General features: G+C 64.8%; 1 protein-coding gene. It reads right to left on the bottom strand.

Translation table 11 applies throughout. The features are described from left to right. Nucleotides 1-889, bottom strand: an 889-nt coding sequence (locus IFS44_RS21635) for a transposase (protein WP_192100206.1), incomplete at its 3' end; no start/stop codon positions are given. Nucleotides 890-952 lie beyond the last annotated feature (63 nt).

The following is a 952-nucleotide window of genomic DNA, read 5'->3' as shown; positions in this document are numbered from 1 at the left end:
CCGCCTCGATGCGGTCGACGCCGAGCGCCTCCATTGCCGCTGTCGCGGTCTCGGCGAGCAGGCCCAGGTCGAGAACCTGGTTGCTCACCGCCTGCTCGGCGATCAGCTTGTGCTTCACGTCAACGGCGAGCTGGATGTTGTAGCCGACGCCCACCTTGGTCATGCGCGCCATCGCGCGGGCATCCGGATCGGTGAGCGAGATCTGCTCGGCGCCGGTGCGCTCCATCTCGCCCAGCAGCGCCTTCTGCCGGTCACGCTTGCCCTGGATGGCTGCGATCTTCTCGGCCAGCTTGCCGTTACCCCGACCGGAACCGCCGCCCGGCGTGTAGTCATCGTCGGCGTCTCCCTCATCGAGCCGCTTCATGTACCCGGCGAGCTTCTCGTCGGCTTCCTGGATGAACCTGGTGAGCGAGGTGCGAGTAAAGTTGCGGTTCTTGTTATTGACCGCCTTGATGCGCGTACCGTCCACCGCCACGAGCTCGCGCCCGAACAGGTCGAGTTGGCGGCACAGCACCACGAACTCGCGGAACACCGTCTTGAAGGCGGCACGGTTGTCGCGGCGGAAATCGGCAACCGTCTTGAAGTCCGGCTTGAGGTGCCGCAGCAGCCAGATCACCTCGATGTTGCGGTGGGTCTCGGCTTCCAGGCGCCGGCTTGAACGAACCCGGTTGAGGTAGCCGTAGATGTAGAGCTTGAGCAGATCGGCCGGGTCATAGCCTGGCCGCCCCGTCGCCTTCGGCCGCACGCGGACGAACCCGGCCGTGCCAAGGTCGAGCCCGTCGACGAACGCCTCGATGAACCGGACCGGATTATCCGGTCCGACATAATCATCCACCGCTTCGGGCAGCAGCAGGAGCTGCGAGCGGTCCGTTCCAGCCAGATGCGCCATGGCAGAAACATACCATGGGCCGAGATCTACGGGAATCCTCAGACGAGGTTTCCACACAGTCTG

The organism is Sphingomonas sp. CFBP 13706, from assembly GCF_014842355.1.
Taxonomy (GTDB): Bacteria; Pseudomonadota; Alphaproteobacteria; order Sphingomonadales; family Sphingomonadaceae; genus Sphingomonas; species Sphingomonas aerolata.
This window is presented reverse-complemented; position numbering and strand designations above follow the sequence as displayed.